At 57.4% G+C, this 17781-nt stretch carries 18 protein-coding genes; 10 read left to right on the forward strand and 8 right to left on the reverse strand.

The window, feature by feature from the left end:
* Positions 1-38 precede the first annotated feature (38 nt).
* Entirely contained in the window at positions 39-455 is a 417-nt protein-coding gene (locus N7220_RS15940; RefSeq protein ID WP_283148505.1) for a YybH family protein, read from the reverse strand.
* 215 nt (positions 456-670) lie between these two features.
* Between N7220_RS15940 and N7220_RS15945 the strand changes: the two genes are divergently transcribed.
* Both N7220_RS15945 and N7220_RS15950 read left to right on the forward strand, forming a co-directional pair.
* Positions 671-2068: an energy transducer TonB gene (locus tag N7220_RS15945; protein ID WP_283148506.1), complete on the forward strand. Its 1398-nt coding sequence runs from the start codon at positions 671-673 to the stop codon at positions 2066-2068.
* Positions 2069-2505: 437 nt separating this feature from the next.
* Complete coding sequence (locus N7220_RS15950) at positions 2506-3363, forward strand: TonB family protein (RefSeq protein ID WP_283148507.1); 858 nt, start codon at positions 2506-2508, stop codon at positions 3361-3363.
* Positions 3364-3503: 140 nt separating this feature from the next.
* Here the strand turns inward: N7220_RS15950 and N7220_RS15955 are convergent, their stop codons facing one another.
* The 3 genes from N7220_RS15955 to N7220_RS15965 all read right to left on the reverse strand — a co-directional run bounded on the left by N7220_RS15955 (position 3504) and on the right by N7220_RS15965 (position 5730).
* Positions 3504-4256 (reverse strand): SDR family oxidoreductase, encoded by a 753-nt coding sequence (locus N7220_RS15955; RefSeq protein ID WP_283148508.1) that lies wholly within the window; start codon positions 4254-4256, stop codon positions 3504-3506.
* Positions 4257-4372: 116 nt separating this feature from the next.
* Positions 4373-5443, reverse strand: coding sequence for a cation diffusion facilitator family transporter (locus N7220_RS15960; protein ID WP_283148509.1), 1071 nt, complete (start codon positions 5441-5443; stop codon positions 4373-4375).
* An 11-nt stretch (positions 5444-5454) separates the two neighbouring features.
* Positions 5455-5730 carry a metal-sensing transcriptional repressor gene (locus N7220_RS15965; RefSeq protein WP_283148510.1) on the reverse strand — a complete coding sequence of 92 codons (276 nt, stop codon included), beginning with the start codon at positions 5728-5730 and terminating at the stop codon, positions 5455-5457.
* Between the two features lie 167 nt (positions 5731-5897).
* Here N7220_RS15965 and N7220_RS15970 point away from each other — a divergent pair, with 167 nt between their 5' ends.
* From N7220_RS15970 to N7220_RS16000, 7 genes are all read left to right on the forward strand, one after another.
* Positions 5898-6443 (forward strand): GbsR/MarR family transcriptional regulator, encoded by a 546-nt coding sequence (locus N7220_RS15970; RefSeq protein WP_283148511.1) that lies wholly within the window; start codon positions 5898-5900, stop codon positions 6441-6443.
* 301 nt (positions 6444-6744) lie between these two features.
* Positions 6745-6978 (forward strand): hypothetical protein, encoded by a 234-nt coding sequence (locus N7220_RS15975; RefSeq protein WP_283148512.1) that lies wholly within the window; start codon positions 6745-6747, stop codon positions 6976-6978.
* Positions 6962-8539, forward strand: a complete 1578-nt coding sequence (locus N7220_RS15980; RefSeq protein WP_283148513.1) for a cytochrome ubiquinol oxidase subunit I — start codon at positions 6962-6964, stop codon at positions 8537-8539. The genes N7220_RS15975 and N7220_RS15980 overlap by 17 nt, the downstream gene beginning before the upstream one ends.
* On the forward strand, positions 8532-9671 hold the full coding sequence (gene cydB / locus N7220_RS15985) for a cytochrome d ubiquinol oxidase subunit II (RefSeq protein ID WP_283148514.1): 1140 nt from the start codon (positions 8532-8534) through the stop codon (positions 9669-9671). The genes N7220_RS15980 and cydB overlap by 8 nt, the downstream gene beginning before the upstream one ends.
* Before the next feature lie 30 nt (positions 9672-9701).
* Positions 9702-9863: a cytochrome bd-I oxidase subunit CydX gene (gene cydX / locus N7220_RS20800; RefSeq protein ID WP_390901509.1), complete on the forward strand. Its 162-nt coding sequence runs from the start codon at positions 9702-9704 to the stop codon at positions 9861-9863.
* A gap of 147 nt (positions 9864-10010) precedes the next feature.
* On the forward strand, positions 10011-10844 hold the full coding sequence (locus N7220_RS15995; protein WP_283148515.1) for an AraC family transcriptional regulator: 834 nt from the start codon (positions 10011-10013) through the stop codon (positions 10842-10844).
* Between the two features lie 259 nt (positions 10845-11103).
* Complete coding sequence (locus tag N7220_RS16000; RefSeq protein WP_283148516.1) at positions 11104-11844, forward strand: substrate-binding periplasmic protein; 741 nt, start codon at positions 11104-11106, stop codon at positions 11842-11844.
* Positions 11845-11853: 9 nt separating this feature from the next.
* Here the strand turns inward: N7220_RS16000 and N7220_RS16005 are convergent, their stop codons facing one another.
* Positions 11854-13443: an EAL domain-containing protein gene (locus N7220_RS16005; RefSeq protein WP_283148517.1), complete on the reverse strand. Its 1590-nt coding sequence runs from the start codon at positions 13441-13443 to the stop codon at positions 11854-11856.
* Between the two features lie 375 nt (positions 13444-13818).
* On the opposite strand from N7220_RS16005, the gene N7220_RS16010 reads away from it, so the two are divergent.
* Positions 13819-14439, forward strand: a complete 621-nt coding sequence (locus N7220_RS16010; RefSeq protein WP_283148518.1) for a flavin reductase family protein — start codon at positions 13819-13821, stop codon at positions 14437-14439.
* 36 nt (positions 14440-14475) lie between these two features.
* Here the strand turns inward: N7220_RS16010 and N7220_RS16015 are convergent, their stop codons facing one another.
* The 3 genes from N7220_RS16015 to N7220_RS16025 form a co-directional block, all read right to left on the reverse strand.
* Positions 14476-15162 (reverse strand): DsbA family oxidoreductase, encoded by a 687-nt coding sequence (locus N7220_RS16015; protein ID WP_283148519.1) that lies wholly within the window; start codon positions 15160-15162, stop codon positions 14476-14478.
* Positions 15163-15728: 566 nt separating this feature from the next.
* Positions 15729-16352 (reverse strand): hypothetical protein, encoded by a 624-nt coding sequence (locus tag N7220_RS16020; protein ID WP_283148520.1) that lies wholly within the window; start codon positions 16350-16352, stop codon positions 15729-15731.
* 166 nt (positions 16353-16518) lie between these two features.
* Entirely contained in the window at positions 16519-17577 is a 1059-nt protein-coding gene (locus N7220_RS16025; RefSeq protein ID WP_283148521.1) for a helix-turn-helix transcriptional regulator, read from the reverse strand.
* Positions 17578-17781: the final 204 nt, after the last annotated feature.

Genomic DNA, 17781 nt, shown 5'->3' on the forward strand with positions numbered 1-17781 from the left:
ATAGGTGAAACTGCCAGTGAGCGTGATCGCCGGGGCAGCTAGCCCACGTCAGCGCCGCTACCGGGCTGGAGCAACAAGGTATTGGCGTCGCGCGTCAGCAACCAGTGGCCACTGGGGTGGCGCGCAAACAGCGTCAGCGTGTGGCCGGAACGCGTGACGGGTTGCGCCGATGATGGCGGAGTGACCGTCACGATGAGCGCGCTGCGCGACCACGCCAGATCATCAGTACCGCCGACTTCCAGAATCTCCTGTTTTGCCACCAGCCGCATGCTGGCCGGGTTTGCTGGCAAGAGCGCGGCAAAGGCGGCTTTGCCCACAATTGGCGGCTGGCCGGGCGTGATAAACACGGCATCGTCGGCCATCAACGCCAATACGCTCGCCGTGTCGCCCGTCATTGAGGCATCCAGCCATTGCTGGCACAGCGCGCGGATTGCGGATTCATCGGCGGGTTTCATGGGCAACATCCTGGTCAAGTGGATAAACGCGTTGTGGGCGCGCTGCGCAAACACTGCCATTGTATCGGTCAGATTGCACTTGCTTACTAATGCTACGGCGCAAATTGCAAGACTAGTGTACCTTTCAGCATCCACATGCAACCACCACTCGCCCGCGTAGGCAAGGCGACGTGGCAGGTTGTTGATGATGCATTGCTTTGACCGGTGAGGATGAATTGACAAGACAGCGGCGGCTGCTCTGGATTGCGTTTGTGCTGGCGGTGCTGTTGCACCTGGCAACGTTATTGATCCCGTTCTCGTTTTCGAGTGGGGGCTCGCGCTTTTTCGCCACAAACTTGCCGTTCCAGATCAATCTGCAGCCGCAAGCGGAGCCGGTTGTGACGCCGGAACCTGAATCCGTGCCGGAGACGCCAGTACACGACCAGCAAACTGTGGAAGAGTCTGCGCCGCCTGCAGTCATTGCCGTGCCGGTACCTGAAAAACCGATGGTCTCGACGCCGGTGGCGGTGTTGAGTCGGCGTATTCATCACAAAGCGTCAGTGCCGCAACCGGAACAAGCTTCGGCGCCCGTTGTAGTCAGTGAATTGACGCCGGTGCCAACGGCTAGCCCAACGCCCGCGCCGACCCCAACCGCGACCCCGGTCCCGACGGCTACGCCAACACCCACTGCAACGCCGAGCCCGACGCCGGTGATCACGCCAGAGCCAACGCACGTGCCGACCCCGACACCAACGCCGACTGTCACACCCACAATCGCGCCGACCCCGGTCGCGACAGCTACACCTAATCCGACACCGCTGCCCACGCCTGTTCCGACCGCGGCGCCAACGGTAGTGCCGACGCCGATTGCAACGCCGGTACCCACGAAGGCACCCACGGCGGCACCGACGCACCTGCCAACACCGTTGCCGACGGCTGTTCCCACCGTTGCGCCAGTCCCCACGGCTGCGCCGACAATGGTCGCGGTGCTCCCTACCGCGGTACCGGCGGCGATTGCGCCGACCAGCGTTCCGGTAGCACTGCCAACCAGCGCGCCGGGCAAGGGCTTTGTGCCTGCTCCGCATGCAGAAAGCTCGTCGGCCGGATTGGCGCGCAACGGTACGGGTACTGGCTCAAAAGAAGCGGGCAGTGGCAATGGGCCAGATCGTTCTTCGCGTGGCACCAGCGAGCCGGCACCGCGGCTGGCCATTCATTTGTCTGATTTGCGTGCGCCTGCGGTTACGACCAGTTCATCCCGTACGCCGCAAGAAGAAGGCTGGATTCGGGCCCAACGTGATTCAGTCACACGTGCCATCTACGGTTTATGGGAAGAACAACTGCGCAAGCGCGTTGAGCGAATTGGCCAGATGAGTTTCCCGCGCAATACGCATGGTGATGCCATGTATGGTCGCGTGCGCTTGCGTTTGTTGATCAACGGCCGCGACGGCTCGCTGGTGGAAAGTGAGATCATCGCCTCGTCGGGTAACCCGGAACTGGACGATGCCGCGCTGCTGATCGTGCGCCGCGCCGCGCCGTTTGGCCCCGCCAGCAAAGACCTTTGGGATGAGAATGGCCAGATTCTCATGCTGATGTACAACAACTATCAGAAAGACCAGGTGAGCTGGACCCGCTAGCACATGATCTTTGGGTTGATAGCGATGGCGGGTGCCAGCTTCTCCAGTCGTAAAACAATTCGGATTTGCTAAAGATTCCTGTGGGGTTTGTAGACCCGGCGAGCCTCTGCTGCGTTACTTCCTCGATAAGGTCTGCCGTTCTCCGCCCCGGCATGCGCGTACCGTACATGCGCGATACACAATGCGATTGATTGCCGCCCTGGCTCAGGGTAAAACAGCGGCGGGCCAGTTCCTGCGGCAAGCTGTCGCGAGTGTCGCGAAATTGCTGGAACAGGTTACGAGATTGCAAGTGCGTGTTATGTTCCTTCCGGGATCAAGAGCGCAAAGACGATGATTTGCCTGGCTGCTAATCCAGACCTGTAAAAACCAGTAATTGCCGTTGTGATGTCGGGTTTGCCCGCTCAAGCCGAATACTAAATTTTGGAAGTTGAAGATTCTTGTCAGTCAAGTACATCTCCTTTAAAGACGGCGTCCTGACCATCCAGCTAGATTTGCTGGCGCTTGCTTTCTTGTTGGCAATATTGCTGCACCTTTCGGCGTTGCTGATTCCCAAGGGCAAGACCAAGCCGCTGGAACAGGCGCAGGCGCAGCAAATGCCTTTCCAGATGCAATTGGTTCCCAAGCAGACCAAAGCACCGCAAGTGGCTGAAATCACCGCGCCACCGGTTATGACTGCGCCAACTGCGACCGCCAAACCGGATTACGTGGCACCGCCGCCCAAGCCGCGCCGCAAAGTGGTGAAACAGGTTGCATCGGCACCCGCGCTGACCAAGCCCGACCAGGATTCGAAAGATATCCAGATGAGCGGGCTCGACGCCGCGCTCAACCACCAGCCGCAGGGGCAGGCACAGCAACAGCCGGGCAAACTGGCTATGCATTTCTCTGATCTGAAGCAGCCGATTGGTGATCCGCACGATAGCCAGGTGGATGAAGCCACCCGTTCGCTGGAGGCCGACCCGCTCACCCGCAATATCTTTGGTTTGTGGGAGCAGCAGATCAAACAGAAGGTCGAGCGTATCGGCCAGATGAATTTCCCCAAAGATAAAAACGGCAATTCCATCTTTGGTCTGCTGCAGTTCCGTATGGTGCTCAATTCTGATGGCACACTGGCGCAAGCCAAGATTGTGAACACGTCGGGGAATCCGGAGCTGGATGCGGAAGCACTGAAGATCTTGCGTTATTCTGCGCCGTTTGGGCCAGTGCCCAAAGAGCTGCTGGATGACCATCAGCAGATTACGTTGGTGCGGTATTACCAGTTTATTAATCTGGGGGATCGGACTAAGTGGAGTAGGTAGTGGTGTTAGTGGCTGCGGCACGGGTGTGAAGGGCGTTTGATAAAACTCTGCCGCCCGGATTCGCACCAATGACAATCCAAATAGAAAAAGCCCGGCAGATCCGATCCGCCGGGCTTTTTATCTGGAGCAAAACGCGTTAGCTATTTCCGGTCCCGATCAATCGCCAATCCACCAAACGATTGCCGCACCGGCATGATCTCAATGGTGTTGATGTTCACGCGATCTGGCCGTGAGGCGATCCAGTAAATGGCGTCGGCGATGTCTTCTGGCGTCAGTGGTTCGGTGCCGCTGTAAACGTTTGCTGCTTTGGCATCGTCGCCGTGAAAGCGCACGTTCGAGAACGCGGTGCCGCCGACCATGCCCGGTTCCACATCGGTAACGCGCACGCGGGTGCCTATCAGGTCGGCGCGCAGGTTGAGCGAGAACTGGCGTACAAAGGCTTTGGTTGCGCCGTAAACGTTGCCGCCGGGATATGGCCAGCGACCAGCGACTGAGCCCAGGTTCAGCACCACGCCACGATTGCGTTCCACCATGCCAGGCAAGACGGCGCGGGTTACGTACAGCAGGCCTTTGATGTTGGTATCGACCATGCGCTCCCAGTCATCCAGTTCGGCGCGTTGTGCCGGTTCCAGACCCAGAGCCAGACCGGCGTTGTTCACCAGTACATCAATCTGCGCAAACTCGGCAGGCAATTGCGCCAGAACTGCGTTAACGGCGTCGTTGTTGGTTACGTCCAGTTGCAACGGCAGAATCTGCCCCGGATGCTGTGCCGCCAAGGCGTTGATGGCGTCAACACTGCGCGACGCAGCAATCACTTTATGGCCTTCAGCCACAAAGCGCAGCACGGTGGAAGCGCCAATGCCGCCACTCGCGCCAGTTACCAGAACAATCATGAAAAACCTCCAGCGGTCAGATATCCAGACAGACCATGATCTTGCCGCAGCGCAACAGCGCTGGCTAGCTCAATCCGGCTTCAGATTGCACAGCACAGTTTGGCTTCACGCCGGGCTTAGTGGCATTGCTCGCCTTGCGGCGCGTGCTGGTGATATTGGTCAATGCAATCCGCGGTTTCCATTTGCACGGTTACGTGATCCACATTGAATTTTTCAGCCAGCCGTTGCTGGATTTTGCCGACAATGGCGGCGGGGTCCGCGTCTGGCGCAGCCACGGCGTGCAAGGTCACCATTAACTGTTCGGCGGTCATGGCCCAAGCGTGGATGTGGTGCACGTCGGTGACGCCAGCCACGTTTTGCTCCAGATCGCTTTTGATCTCGTCCAGATTGATATTGGGCGGCGTGCCTTCCAGCAGGATATGCGTGGTGGCTTTTACGATCTGCCAGGCGCTCTTGAGGATCAGCAATGCCACCAACACGGACAACAACGGGTCAATGGGCGTCCAGCCGCTGTAACGGATGACCAGCGCCGCAATAATGGCGGCTACCGAACCCAGCAAATCGCCCAGTACGTGTAGCCACGCGCTGCGCATGTTCAGGTTTTCCTGATTGCCGCCATTGAGCACAAAAAACGCCGCAATATTGGATGCCAACCCGGCAACGGCCACCCACAGCATCGGGCCGCTCAGGATCGTGACCGGATGGGCAAAGCGCACAATGGCCTCAAACAGAATCCAGCCTGCCACCACGAACAGCGCGCAACCGTTTACAAACGCAGCGAGGATTTCCAGTCGCTTGTAGCCAAAAGTCAGCTTGGCATTGGCCGGGCGTTTGCCGATATGTAATGCCAGCCAGCTAAAGCCCAGCGCGGCGGAGTCTGACACCATGTGGCCTGCGTCGGCCAGCAAGGCCAGCGAACCAGACCAGACGCCACCAATGATCTCGACGATCATGAAAGCGAAGATGATAAAGAACGCCAGCGCAATGCGGCGTTGATCGGTTACGCCGTGGGCATGGCCAAAGGTGTGATCGTGATTGTGGCCAGCATGACCATGTCCGTGATCATGAGAGTGGCCATGGCTGTGGTCGTGACCCGCGTGGTCGTGTTTACAGTCGTCACCATTCTGGTGTGCGGCCACGGCTGCTGGGGCGGGCGCGGATGCGGCGGGGCGGTAAGGAGAAGTCATCCGGGCTGGCCTTAGAGATAACGAACAATTTGTTTGAATTCATCCAGCGCTTCTCGCTGGCCGCCTTCGCCGGTTTGCACTGCGTTTTCGAGGCAGTGGTCGATATGGTCTTGCACCAGTTGGCGTTTGGCACTGGCAATGGCTTTTTCGACCGCTTGCAGTTGCTGGGCGATGTCCAGACACGCGCGCTGTTCTTCGAGCATGCGCATGATGGTTTTCAGATGCCCTTCGGCACGGCGCAAACGGTTGATGATTTCGGGGTGATCGGTGTGTTCCATACGGCGCATGGTATCCCCCTGGGGGGGATATTGCAAATGGCCCTTAGCAAAATAATTACAGATGTATATTGCGCTAGAACAACGGTAGTTTTACAATTTTCAGTAATTAGTGAAAATTCAGAAATACAAGAAATCACGAAACTTTTGATCAAATCCACTTGGCAGAACACAAAAACATGGAACTCACCCCGCTCACCGAGCGCTTTATCCTGCACTTTGGCGAAATGGGCAGCCGCTGGGGCGTGAACCGCACTGTGGGCCAGATTTACGCCGTGCTGTTTATCTCTGCCAAGCCGCTCAATGCCGATGAAATTGGCGAAACCCTTGGTTTCTCTCGCTCCAACGTCAGCATGGGTTTGAAGGAACTGCAGTCGTGGCGAATCGCCCGCATGGTTCATCAAACCGGGGATCGGCGCGAATACTTCGAAGCGCCCAAAGACGTGTGGGAGATTTTCCGCACGCTGGCCGAAGAAAAAAAGAAGCGTGAAATCGATCCGACGTTATCCATGCTGCGTGACGCCATGCTGGCCGCGCCGACCAATGACGATGAGCGTTACGCGCAAGAACGCATGCGGCAAATGCATGAACTGATTGATCTGGCCACGGGCTGGTTTGACGAGATTCACCGCTTGTCGCCAGAAACCCTGGAAAACCTGATGCGGCTGGGTTCAAAGGTCCAGAAAGTACTGGGGCTGGCGGATCGGCTACGCGGGGATAAATAGGCAGCCCGTAGCCCGGATGAAGCATTAGCGAGAATCCGGGGGCGATATCGGCAAGTACAGAGGCCGATGAGTCGTTGAAGTGTTGCCACCCCGCATTCTTGCTACCCCCTGCAGTTGTCATATGCGATATCCAGAGGTTTTGTGGGGGTACCCCCGAGGGACATGCTTCATCCGGGCTACGGGGCTGGCATTCGCACCTTGCCCAAACCAATCCCGGATTGCGCTATGTGGCATCCGGGCTACGATGGACTAGAACACGTACGCGGCGATGCTACCGACACCGCAACGGAGTAACGAAGTCATGCAGTTGTTGCGATCAAGATCATTTGACCGGCGTCTGGCGCTGGAAATCACGGCGTTGTTGATCGTCAAGGCGATCTTGCTGTGGCTGGCCTGGCACGCATGGTTTGCTCATCCCGTTGCTGAAAACATGAACGTGCCGACTGAGATGGTGCGTCAAAAAATCATGGGCGCAGCTGCGTCCGCCCCCGCTTTGCGCATCCCTGGAGAAACACCTGATGATACCCGCCGCTGATGTGGTGGAACTGTCGCGCCTGCAGTTTGGTTCTACCGCGCTGTTCCACTTTCTGTTTGTGCCACTCACGCTGGGCCTGAGCTGGATTCTGGTTATTTGCGAATCCATGTATGTGATGACTGACCAGCAGGTCTACAAGGACATGACCAAGTTCTGGGGCAAGTTGTTTGGTATCAACTTTGCCATGGGCGTCACCACGGGGATTACGCTGGAATTCCAGTTTGGCACCAACTGGGCGTATTACTCGCATTACGTGGGCGACATCTTTGGGGTGCCGCTGGCCATTGAAGGCATGATGGCGTTCTTTCTGGAATCCACCTTTGTCGGGCTGTTTTTCTTTGGCTGGGATCGCCTGTCGCGCGTGCAGCATCTGGGCGTGACTTTCCTGGTGGCACTGGGTTCCAACCTGTCGGCCTTGTGGATTCTGATTGCCAACGGCTGGATGCAAAATCCGGTCGGCGCCGATTTCAATTACGAAACCATGCGCATGGAACTCACCAGCATCGCCGACGTGTTCTTCAACCCGGTGGCGCAGGTGAAGTTTGTGCATACGGTGGCGGCGGGGTATGTGGCGGCATCGATGTTTGTACTGGGTGTGTCGTCCTGGTATCTACTCAAAGCGCGTGATACCGGCTTCGCCATTCGCTCGTTTGCGGTAGCGGCGGGGTTCGGGCTGGCGTCGGTGTTGTCAGTGATCGTGCTGGGCGATGAGTCGGGTTACACATCCGGTGAAGTACAACAGGTGAAGCTGGCGGCGATTGAAGCCGAATGGGAAACCATGCCCGCACCTGCCACGTTCACCGCCATTGGTATCCCCAATCAAAAAGAAGAGCGCACCGATTACGCCATCCGCATTCCGTACTTGTTGGGCTTGATCGCCACGCGTTCGGTAGATAAACAAGTCACCGGACTGAAAGACCTCAAGCTGCAATATGAGGATCGCATTCGCAGCGGCATGGTGGCGTATGAAGCGCTGCAAAAGCTGCTGGCGGGCGACAAGAGTGATCCGGTCAAAACCCAATTTGAAGCACACAAGAAAGACTTGGGCTTTGGCTTGTTGCTGAAGAAATACACGCCAAACGTAACTGACGCGACGCCAGAGCAAATCAAGTCGGCGGCCAATGACACCATTCCGCAAGTGCTGCCGTTGTTCTTCTCCTTCCGCATCATGGTCGGGTTGGGCATCTGGTTCCTGTTTATCTTTGCCGCGTCGTTCTGGTTCCTGGCCAAACGCAATCTGGCGCCACAGCGCTGGTTGCTGCGGCTGTGCGTGTGGTCGATTCCGTTGCCGTGGGTGGCGATTGAGCTGGGTTGGTTTGTGGCCGAGTACGGTCGGCAGCCTTGGACTATTTCCGGCATCTTGCCGACCTTCCTTTCGGCGTCGTCACTCAGTACCGGGCAACTGCACTTCAGCATGTTTGGCTTGCTGGGCATCTACTCCACGCTGTTTGTGATCGAGATGTACCTGATGATCAAGTACATCCGCCTCGGGCCGTCGTCTTTGCATACAGGCAACTACCACGGCGAGAAGAAGCTGCCACAAGGGGAACAACATGCTTGATTACGAAACACTCAAGCTGATCTGGTGGGCGCTGGTGGGCGTGTTGTTGATCGGCTTTGCGCTCACTGGCGGCTGGGATCTGGGCATTGCCGTGTTGTTACCGTTCCTCGGCAAAAACGATGATGAACGCCGGGTGCTGATCAACACCGTAGGGCCGACGTGGGAGGGCAACCAGACCTGGTTGATTACTGCTGGCGGCGCCTTGTTTGCGGCGTGGCCACTGGTGTACGCGGCGGCCTTTTCAGTGTTCTATATCGCGTTGATGCTGACGTTGTTTGCCTTGTTTTTACGCCCGGTCGGCTTTGACTATCGTAGCAAGCTGCCCAATCCGAAATGGCGTAATGGCTGGGACTGGGGCTTGTTCGTGGGCGGGCTGGTGCCGTCGATCATCTTTGGCGTGGCTTTTGGCAATCTGTTCACCGGTGTGTCTTATCAGTTTGATAACACCATGCGGGTGAGCTACGGCGATGCCAGTTTCTTTGATCTGCTGAACCCGTTAGCGCTGTTCTGCGGCGTGGTGTCGCTAGCGATGCTCACCCTGCATGGCGCGGCGTTTCTGCAATTGCGCACTGAGGGTGTGATCCAGGCGCGGGCACGGCGGGCGGTGCAGGTGGCTGGCGTCATCACAGCGGCGTTGTTTGTGCTGGGCGGGTTCTGGATATCGCAACGCGCCGGTTTGCAGATCACCCAAATGGGTTCGCCCAATGACGTGCTGCGGCCGCTGGATAAAGTCGTGGAATCGCTCCCCGGCGGCTGGCTGGCTAACTACGCGCGTTACCCGCTGACCTGGTTGTTGCCGGCGTTGGGCGTCGCCGGCGCGGTGCTGGCGGTGGTATTTGCGGGCATTCGGTTGCGCTGGTTGACGTTGCTGGCCAGTAGCGTGGCGCTGATCGGCATCATCCTCACAGCGGGCTGGTCGTTGTTCCCGTTCGTGTTGCCATCTTCGCTAGATCCGAAATCCAGCCTGACGGTGTGGGATGCGGTATCCAGCCATAAAACGCTGGGCATCATGCTGGGCGTGGCGATTGTATTCATGCCGATCATTTCGCTGTACACCGGCTGGGTTTATCGCGTGATGCGCGGCAAGGTCACGGTAGAACGCATCCGTGCCGAAACGCACACCAGTTATTAACCCCGGCTAGCGAGCAAGGAGCAATCAAGCATGTGGTATTTCACCTGGATATTGGGTTTGGGGCTGGCGCTGGCGTTTGGCATCATCAATGTGATGTGGCTGGAAAGCCATTACGCCTTCGGCACGCAGAAAGACGATGTAACCCGGCAGCGCTTTGAGCATTACCGCAATAAAAAGCGGCGCAAGGGCTAGGCTTGGTAGTGGGCTGATGTGCAGACCCAAAAAACGGCGCGGAAGATTTTCGCGCCGTTTTTACGTGCGATGACTACGCTGCGCAATAGCGATCAAATACGCCAGGATAATCCTGGTTAGATTGGCAGTACGCATTGTGAGAAAACCATGAATCCGGTAGCAAAAGCACTCTGGCTGATCGAGTCCGGGCTACAAGCCGAAGTGACACTGGAACGGCTGGCCCAGGTGTGCGGCGTGTCGCGTTTCAGCTTGCTTCGGGCGTTCGGCGCGGTCACCGGCTGTTCGGTCATGAGCTATTTACGGGCCCGCCGGCTAAGCGAAGCGGCGCGGGTTCTGGCAACTGGCGCGCCCAATATTCTGGATGTGGCACTGGACGCCGGTTATGGCTCTCACGAAGCGTTTACTCGGGCATTTCGCGAGCAATTTGGCCTCACGCCGCAAGCGCTACGTGAGCAAAGCCACCTGAATGGCATCACTTTGATGGAGCCTTTTCGCATGGACCAACAACACTTTATCGATCTGGAAGCACCGCGTTTTGAAACCAGCCAGCCCATGCTGATCGCCGGACTGGGCGAACGCTATACCTTTGACACCAATGACGGCATTCCGCGCCAGTGGCAACGTTTTAGCCCGTGGATCGGCCGCGTGCCGGGAGAAGTAAAAGGCGTGGCGTACGGGGTGTGTTGTAACGGCGACGGTAACGACAGCTTTGAGTATATCGCCGGGGTGCAGGTGGCCAGCACGAGCGGGCTGCCAGCGGATTTTCACCACGTCCAGATTCCGCAGCGACGCTACGCGGTATTCACGCATCGCAAACACATCTCGACCATTCGCGACACCATCAATGCCATCTGGAACAAATGGCTGCCGGAATCCGGGTTTCGTCATGGCAATGCACCGGACTTTGAGCGCTACGATCAAGCGTTTGATCCCGCTACCGGCAACGGTTCATTTGAAATCTGGGTGCCCATCGAGGACTGACGCCCCGGCAAATATTCTGAGATCTGCGCCAGCAGGGCCGCTGGTGCCGCCGAAATGTCTCATTCTGCAATGTGCATGGCTTGTCAGATTGCGTTGTAAGGTAGCTTGGCGGATATTCAACAGCAGTACGCAACTGTCATAACAAGCAGGTTTGCGAGATCGGCCGATGATCCCGGGGAATGGCGCGTCGTGTTTGCAGCGCATCCGGCCCGCCAAGTGGATAACATCGGCCGCCTTGTGTTGCATGAAAGGATGCCGCGTGCCCATCCGGTCCATTGTCACCGTTGTTTGCATGCTCTGGTTGCGCCAGGCTGGCGCAGCTTTGCCGACGGTTGAGATTGGCGCCGAAGACGACTGGTATCCGTACTCCGGACAGATTGCGACTGAATCCAAAGGCATGGCTGAAGATATTGTTCGCGCTTCGTTTGCGGCGGCAGGCTTCAATGTGCATTTTGTCTCGTTACCGTATGCCCGCTGCGTGCATATGGTGCTCACCGGCGAGCTAGCCGGGTGCTTTGATACCTCGCGCACCCGCGAGAACGAGCGGGATTTTCTCTGGCCCGATCAGCCCATGTTCTACAGCCGCGCGTATATCTATGCGCCAAGTGACTCGACCGAGCATGACCTTGGCCCGCGTGCGCTGGAAGGCAAACATGTGGCGGTGACTAACGGCTACGAATACGGCAGCGATTTTGACGGCGACCCGCTGGTGCAGCGTGAGGTCACCAATCAAAGTATTTACAGTTTGCGCATGCTGGCACTTGGGCGAGTGCAATATGCGCTGGCCTTTGAGAAAGTGGCCGATTACCTGATCCGCACCCACAAGAGTGAATTCGATGGCAAATTCAAAGTGGTAGGCATGACGGCGCAAACCAACATCTATTGCGTGTTTTCCCGCAGTTTCAAAGATTCCCGCGTTTATCTGGCCGCCTTTAACCACGGTTTTGCCACCATTCAGGCGAATGGCACCTATCAGGATATCGTTGCGGCCTGGCGCTAGGCTGCGCGCTTACAAGGTATCCATCTTGCGGATCACCGAGGCCATGCTTTTGAGTTTTTGTGCCAGCTCGGCGGCGGGCACCGCGCGGGAAAACAGCCAGCCTTGGGCAAATTGCACCCCGCGCTCGCGCAGGTAATCGGCTTGCTCGGCGGTCTCGACACCCTCGGCAATAACAGTCAGATTCAGCGAGCGCGCCATGGCGATAATGTGGCCCGGCACATGGCTGGCCACGGCGTCTTTGCCAATGGTATCGATAAACGATTTATCAATTTTCAGATGGTCCAGCGCCATGCTGGTCAGGTATGACAAGCTGGAATAACCAGTACCAAAATCATCAATCGCCACCCGGATGCCCAAAGTACGGATGTCATTGATCATTTGCCGGGCTTCTTCGGCGTTGATAAAACCACGCTCGGTCGCCTCGACCACCAGGTTATGCGGCGCCATGCCGGTCACTTTGATGACGCGATACAACAAAGACAAAGTGCGTTCGTTTTCCAGGTCTGCCGCCGACAGATTGACGCCAATGGCAAAGTCCGGAAAAGCCTTGAAATGATGGGATATGTCATGCGCCACCAGCGATAACACGCGCTCGGTAATCTGGGTAATCATGCCGGTGCGTTCGGCTTCCGGAATAAACACATCCGGCGGGATCACTTCACCATTCAAACGTCGCCAGCGGATCAGCGCCTCTGCCGCAACCCAGCGACCGGTGTGCAGGTCGATAACGGGTTGGTATACCAGCGAGAACTCCTGGCGCTTGAGTGCAGTGCGCATCATGGTTTGCAGTGTGGTTTGATGGCGCGCGATATAGACCAATACTGCAATTAACAGGATGGCCGTAGCCGCGCCTAACGGCACCATGAACAAAGCCAGCTTGCGCACATTTTGTGTCAGATAAACCACCGGCACAGCCGCGACGCCAACCAGGTTGTAACGCGCCGAGCGGTGCAGCGCCACCACATAATTGCCTTCCAGAAACGAAACGCTGTCGCCACTTTTTAACTGGGCGAGCCATGCCGGGTTGACGCTGCCGTTGGAGGCAATGGGCAGATCAAAACCGGTGTAAAAGACGCTCAGCAGCATGCCTTTTACATGAGTGTCGATATCTAGCGCTGCGTCTTGCGCCATGATTGCCGCGTAGCCATCCATTGAAGAAATCCGCACATCGTAATCGGCAGCAAAGGGCAATTTGACCGACTTGCGGATGGCCACGCCGCGCGGCGTGACGATGTCGGGCAGGCCAATGTAGACGCCATCGGCGTGCGGCCCGATCGACGAGCAAACCAGGCGGTTATTGGCAATGTAGGCGATCGCACGTAAATGCGATGAACTGAAGGCAAGGCGCCGCATCAGCACCATGTTTTCTTCCGAGCAAGGATTGCTCGCGCCAGCGCGCATGAGCTGGTCATGCGCCGAGAAGAATTCCTGGGCAACGCCATCGGCCCTGGCCAGAACGGTGGTGGCCAGACGTAATGCTTCATTGCGCTGATCCTGCAGCCCGCGAGTGCGGGCCAGGCTAAGCGCGGCAAATATCGGGCCGATAATAGCCGCGATGGCGATCAGGGCGATCAATCCGATCGCCAGACGCTTGTGCACAACTCCCCCTTTTGATTCTCGCCGCCTGGTGTTTGCGATTACAAACAGTCGCGGCAGAATCCGCCCTCAACCGTGGTGAAGCCTGCTCCCTGGTGTGCGGCGCAAGCGACCAAAGTCATTATTCTTTTTTGCCCTGATCACAGACCGGGCAATTATGATTCCAAGAGTATATGACATGTGCTTGTTACGGTTTTCGGCGATGAAGGCGCGGTGTTGTTTTGCCCTGACAGCGCGGCTGCCGGTTTCACCCGCCTGATCGCGGCACGGCTATTTGGAAGCGCTGTTTTTAAACATAAACCTGAGAATCAGTGACCTGCCAGAGGTGCCAGGTTCAGCGCGTTCTGTTTTTTTGAATCTGTTGGGCAAGAGGAATTTATGTCTGAGGAAGTCTGTTTTTACGAACCCGCGTTGGGGCACGGTTTGCCGCACGATCCATTCAACGCCATTGTCGGGCCACGGCCAATAGGCTGGATTTCGTCACGCGCCAGCGATGGCAAGCTCAACCTCGCGCCATACAGTTTCTTCAATGCCTTTAACTACACTCCGCCAATCATTGGCTTTGCCAGCGTCGGCGCCAAAGACAGCCTGCGTAATATCGAGCAGACCGGCGAATTTTGCTGGAATCTGGCGACCCGGCCACTGGCTGCCGCAATGAACCAGACCTGTGCCGCCGTGCCGCCAGAAGTCGATGAATTTGCCCTCGCAGGCCTGACCCCCGAATCCTCACGCCTGGTTAAAGTGCCGCGAGTAAAAGAAAGCCCGGTATCGTTTGAATGCAAACTTAGCCAGATCGTGCAGCTGCAATCCGCGGCGGGTCAGCAGGTGAATAGCTGGCTGATTCTGGGGGAGGTGGTTGGCGTGCATATCGCCACAGCGTTACTGGTAGATGGCATATACCAGACTGCGCTGGCCCAGCCCATTTTGCGCGGCGGCGGTGCGGCGGATTATTTCGAGATCACCCAGGACATGCTGTTCAAAATGGCGCGGCCAACTTGATATTGGCCGCGCCGGTTGCTGCGGATAGCTGAGCGATCAGGCCTCGGCAGCAATCTGCCGCAGCGCTTGTTCAAATACTTCCACCGGCTGACCGCCCTGGATCAGATGGCGCTCGTTGATGATCACGGCCGGTACGGCGTTGATGCCATTGCTTTGGTAGAAACGTTCCAGCTGGCGCACGTCGGCGGCGTATTCATCGGAGTCCAGAATGGCGTGGGCGCGGGTTTGATCCAGGCCGACCTCACCAGACAGGTTCACCAGCAAAGCGTGATCAGACGGATTCTGGCCATCGGTAAAATAGGCTTTGAACAGCGCCAGTTTGAGCGCGCGTTGTTTGTCGGTATCGACGGTTTCGGCCCAATGCAACAAGCGGTGCGCGTCAAACGTGTTGTAGATGCGGCCACGCTGTTCCATGTTGAAAGTGAACCCCACTGCGGCACCACGTGCACGAATCCCTTCGCGATTGGCCTGCATTTGCTCTGGCGTGGAGCCGTACTTCTCGACCAGATGCTCCAGGATATCCTGGCCTTCCGGCACCATTTGCGGGTTCAGTTCAAATGGCTGAAAGTGAATCTCGGTCTGCACTTCATCGCCCACGCGGGCAATGGCTTGTTCCAGCGACTTGAGCCCGATGGCACACCAGGGGCAGGACACATCGGAAACAAAATCGATCTTTAGTTTGGTACCCACGGTGATTACCTCGCGCACTGGTGGCAGCTGCATGGTGCAGCCTGGATGTTTGATTAGTCTCAAATGAGTGCGGGGAGGGGGAATTCAAGGAGGAATGGATTGGTTTTTGGCGTGGTGTGGTGGGTTTTGACTGGCAACTGAAAAGACAAAGGCGTGAGTGCCTTCGGCACGGGTTGAAGACGTTTGATGCCCGGTGGTGACCGGGAGCACGTTTCTTTTCTTTGCGTCGCCAAAGAAAAGAAACCAAAAGTTCCGCAGAGCGGGATAGCAAAAGGCGACCCCGCTGCCGCAAGGGGGCCCGAAGTCAAAAGCCGAAGCAAACCATTTATTGGCGAGGGCTCTCTGCGCGCATCCTGCGTTCCCTGGGTCGGCCGGAGCCCGAGGTCTCCGGTTCTCGGTCGGCGTGTTCAGTCGCTTTGTTGGCCCGGTAATATTCAAAAGCTTCGTAGCCCGGATGGAGCGTTAGCGGGAATCCGGGGGACGATGATGGTCGTTGCACATTTCGCTGGCGAGTTGGTGCTTTGCGACGCAGGATTCTCTCCAGGCTTTAGCCCGGTGCCATCAATGGCTCAACCCGCCAGCAGAAAACCGCGCTGCGCTTAAATCCCCACCAGCGTTTTCACCGCCAATACATATTGGTCAGCATGTTGCGCGGCTTTGTGTGATTGGCGCAGGCTGATGTTCCAGCGGGCGATCGCGGTTTTCAAGCTGGCGCTGTCTTTTACGGCTTCGATCTCGGCGATCAGCGGGCGTGCCATCAGGCCCAGAAACTGCTGCGCGCTTTCAATCATCAAGACTTTGACCTGATTAAGTAGCGCACTGTCGAGGGCGGGAGCGGCAGGCGTCAGTTCCACTATCGTTGCTGTAGCGGGAAGCGTTTCGGCCATCGCGGCAGGCGCTGCCGTGATGGCAACTGGGGTTGGCACTGGAATTGCAACGAGAGCCGGCGCAGGTGTCGTGGCAGCGACCCTGACCTTTTCCGCCCTGGATGCGGTTTGCACCGGGTTATAGATAAAACCCATGCTTTGCAGCTCGCCCAGCATCCGGCTCATTTCTTCGCCGGGCATCATGGCGCTGATCGCGGCTTGATCGCGGCTGCCGTCGACCAGAATCAGCGCCCGGCGCATGCGCGCAGGCAAACCGTGGGCGCGCTCGTTGATTTCGAGCAGGCCTTTGCTGGTTTTACTGAAAATGGTATCGGCTGCAGTGGCGGTCGCGGTCATGGCGTTCCTCTCCCGACAAAATGCAAAATGCGGATTTTGGGGCTGAAGAGAGGGTAGGCCGGTTGTTTTACCGAAATATTAAGAAATGCTTATACGATTGTCAGAAATGCCCGTTTCCGATCAAACCACGCAGATTTTCGATATGAGGTAACGGTGTGCACCTGTTTCAGGCCAGTTTGCGCTCGCCAGCGGTTTGCGTGTGTTGGCGGTAAGACAATGGTGGCAGCGCGTGGCGGGCCTTGAAAAAACGGGTAAATGCACTTTGCGAGGCAAACCCCAATTGCTCGCTGATCTGGGCCACGCTCAGCGCAGTCTCGGACAACAAACGTCGCGATTCGCCGGTTTTGACTTTGAGTTCCAGTTCCCGAAAATGCGTGCCTTCTTGTTGCAGCTGGCGGCGCAAGGTCCAGCGCGTGGTGTTGAGTCGCTGGCATAGCTGCTGCAGTAACGAGGCGCCACTCTGGTCGTTGGCCGGGTCGGCCAAAAATTCGCGGATCAGTGTTTCGACATTGGCGGAGAAGAGATGCAAACGCTGGATGCGGGTGAGTTCTTGCTGGGCTTGTGCTTGCAGCCACGGTTCCAGCGCCGCGTTGTGTTGTGGCACGGGTGTGTCCAGCGCCACCGAATCAAACCACAAACGATTGGCGCTCTGGGCAAAGCGCACCGGGGCGCCAAAACATTGGGCGATGCTGCTGGCAAAGGGTGGTGCAACGCCGACAAATTCGGCGTGAAACACGGTTTGTGCGCGCTGGTCGTAAGCCCGGATCAGCGCGATCAGCGACATGAAATTGGCCAGAGCCTGGAAACTCGCTTGTGGAGCGAATTCGGAGATGTATTCAAACTGAATGCGGGTGGCGGACTGTCTGCATAGTAAAAAATCGAATTCACCGATCAGGCCGCGATACGCCAGATAGTGCCCGATGGCCGTGCGCAGGGTGCGCGCGTTGATGCACAGGTTTCCCAGTACCGGATAGTCATGAAACAGATCGGTAACGTTCAGCTCCAGCATGCCACGCGGCACGCTCATGGAGGCCGCCAGTTCGACCACGCGCCGATGCCGCACGCCTTCAATACGCCCTTGCGGGTCGATCAGATCATCCAGCGCGATGCCGGTGTGCCGGACAAAGGCCTCCGGCGAGATCCCGGCTTGTACAAATGCCGGTAACGAATGCGCAATGATGCGGTTGGAAACAGTGCGAGCGAGTCCTTTTAGACGCGGAGTCATCGGGCTTCCTGTGGGTGTGCGTTGACATTTTTTTGTCATAGTAAGTCGCTACCGCCTGACACCCGCTATCAGGCAATGCCCGTACCTGCGGCGCAGCAATGAACTACATCGCAGGCCGGCCAAGGGTCCGGGCGTTGCGCGCCTTTCGTCGATTGCCCCAGCGGTGTTCTGCTTTGGTGCACCGCAAAATCGACGCTGCTCCCC

The sequence above is a fragment of the Silvimonas soli genome (assembly GCF_030035605.1).
GTDB lineage: Bacteria > Pseudomonadota > Gammaproteobacteria > Burkholderiales > Chitinibacteraceae > Silvimonas > Silvimonas soli.

Excerpts from the sequence above, each read along its gene's own strand:
- cydB (WP_283148514.1), top strand. The coding sequence starts at position 8,532 with ATGCTTGATTACGAAACACTCAAGCTGATCTGGTGGGCGCTGGTGGGC.
- N7220_RS15955 (WP_283148508.1), bottom strand. The coding sequence starts at position 4,256 with ATGATTGTTCTGGTAACTGGCGCGAGTGGCGGCATTGGCGCTTCCACC.
- N7220_RS15975 (WP_283148512.1), top strand. The coding sequence starts at position 6,745 with ATGCAGTTGTTGCGATCAAGATCATTTGACCGGCGTCTGGCGCTGGAA.
- N7220_RS16015 (WP_283148519.1), bottom strand. The coding sequence starts at position 15,162 with ATGCAGCTGCCACCAGTGCGCGAGGTAATCACCGTGGGTACCAAACTA.
- N7220_RS16025 (WP_283148521.1), bottom strand. The coding sequence starts at position 17,577 with ATGACTCCGCGTCTAAAAGGACTCGCTCGCACTGTTTCCAACCGCATC.
- N7220_RS15960 (WP_283148509.1), bottom strand. The coding sequence starts at position 5,443 with ATGACTTCTCCTTACCGCCCCGCCGCATCCGCGCCCGCCCCAGCAGCC.
- N7220_RS15940 (WP_283148505.1), bottom strand. The coding sequence starts at position 455 with ATGAAACCCGCCGATGAATCCGCAATCCGCGCGCTGTGCCAGCAATGG.
- N7220_RS15995 (WP_283148515.1), top strand. The coding sequence starts at position 10,011 with ATGAATCCGGTAGCAAAAGCACTCTGGCTGATCGAGTCCGGGCTACAA.
- N7220_RS15980 (WP_283148513.1), top strand. The coding sequence starts at position 6,962 with ATGATACCCGCCGCTGATGTGGTGGAACTGTCGCGCCTGCAGTTTGGT.
- cydX (WP_390901509.1), top strand. The coding sequence starts at position 9,702 with ATGTGGTATTTCACCTGGATATTGGGTTTGGGGCTGGCGCTGGCGTTT.
- N7220_RS15965 (WP_283148510.1), bottom strand. The coding sequence starts at position 5,730 with ATGCGCCGTATGGAACACACCGATCACCCCGAAATCATCAACCGTTTG.
- N7220_RS16010 (WP_283148518.1), top strand. The coding sequence starts at position 13,819 with ATGTCTGAGGAAGTCTGTTTTTACGAACCCGCGTTGGGGCACGGTTTG.
- N7220_RS15970 (WP_283148511.1), top strand. The coding sequence starts at position 5,898 with ATGGAACTCACCCCGCTCACCGAGCGCTTTATCCTGCACTTTGGCGAA.
- N7220_RS16020 (WP_283148520.1), bottom strand. The coding sequence starts at position 16,352 with ATGACCGCGACCGCCACTGCAGCCGATACCATTTTCAGTAAAACCAGC.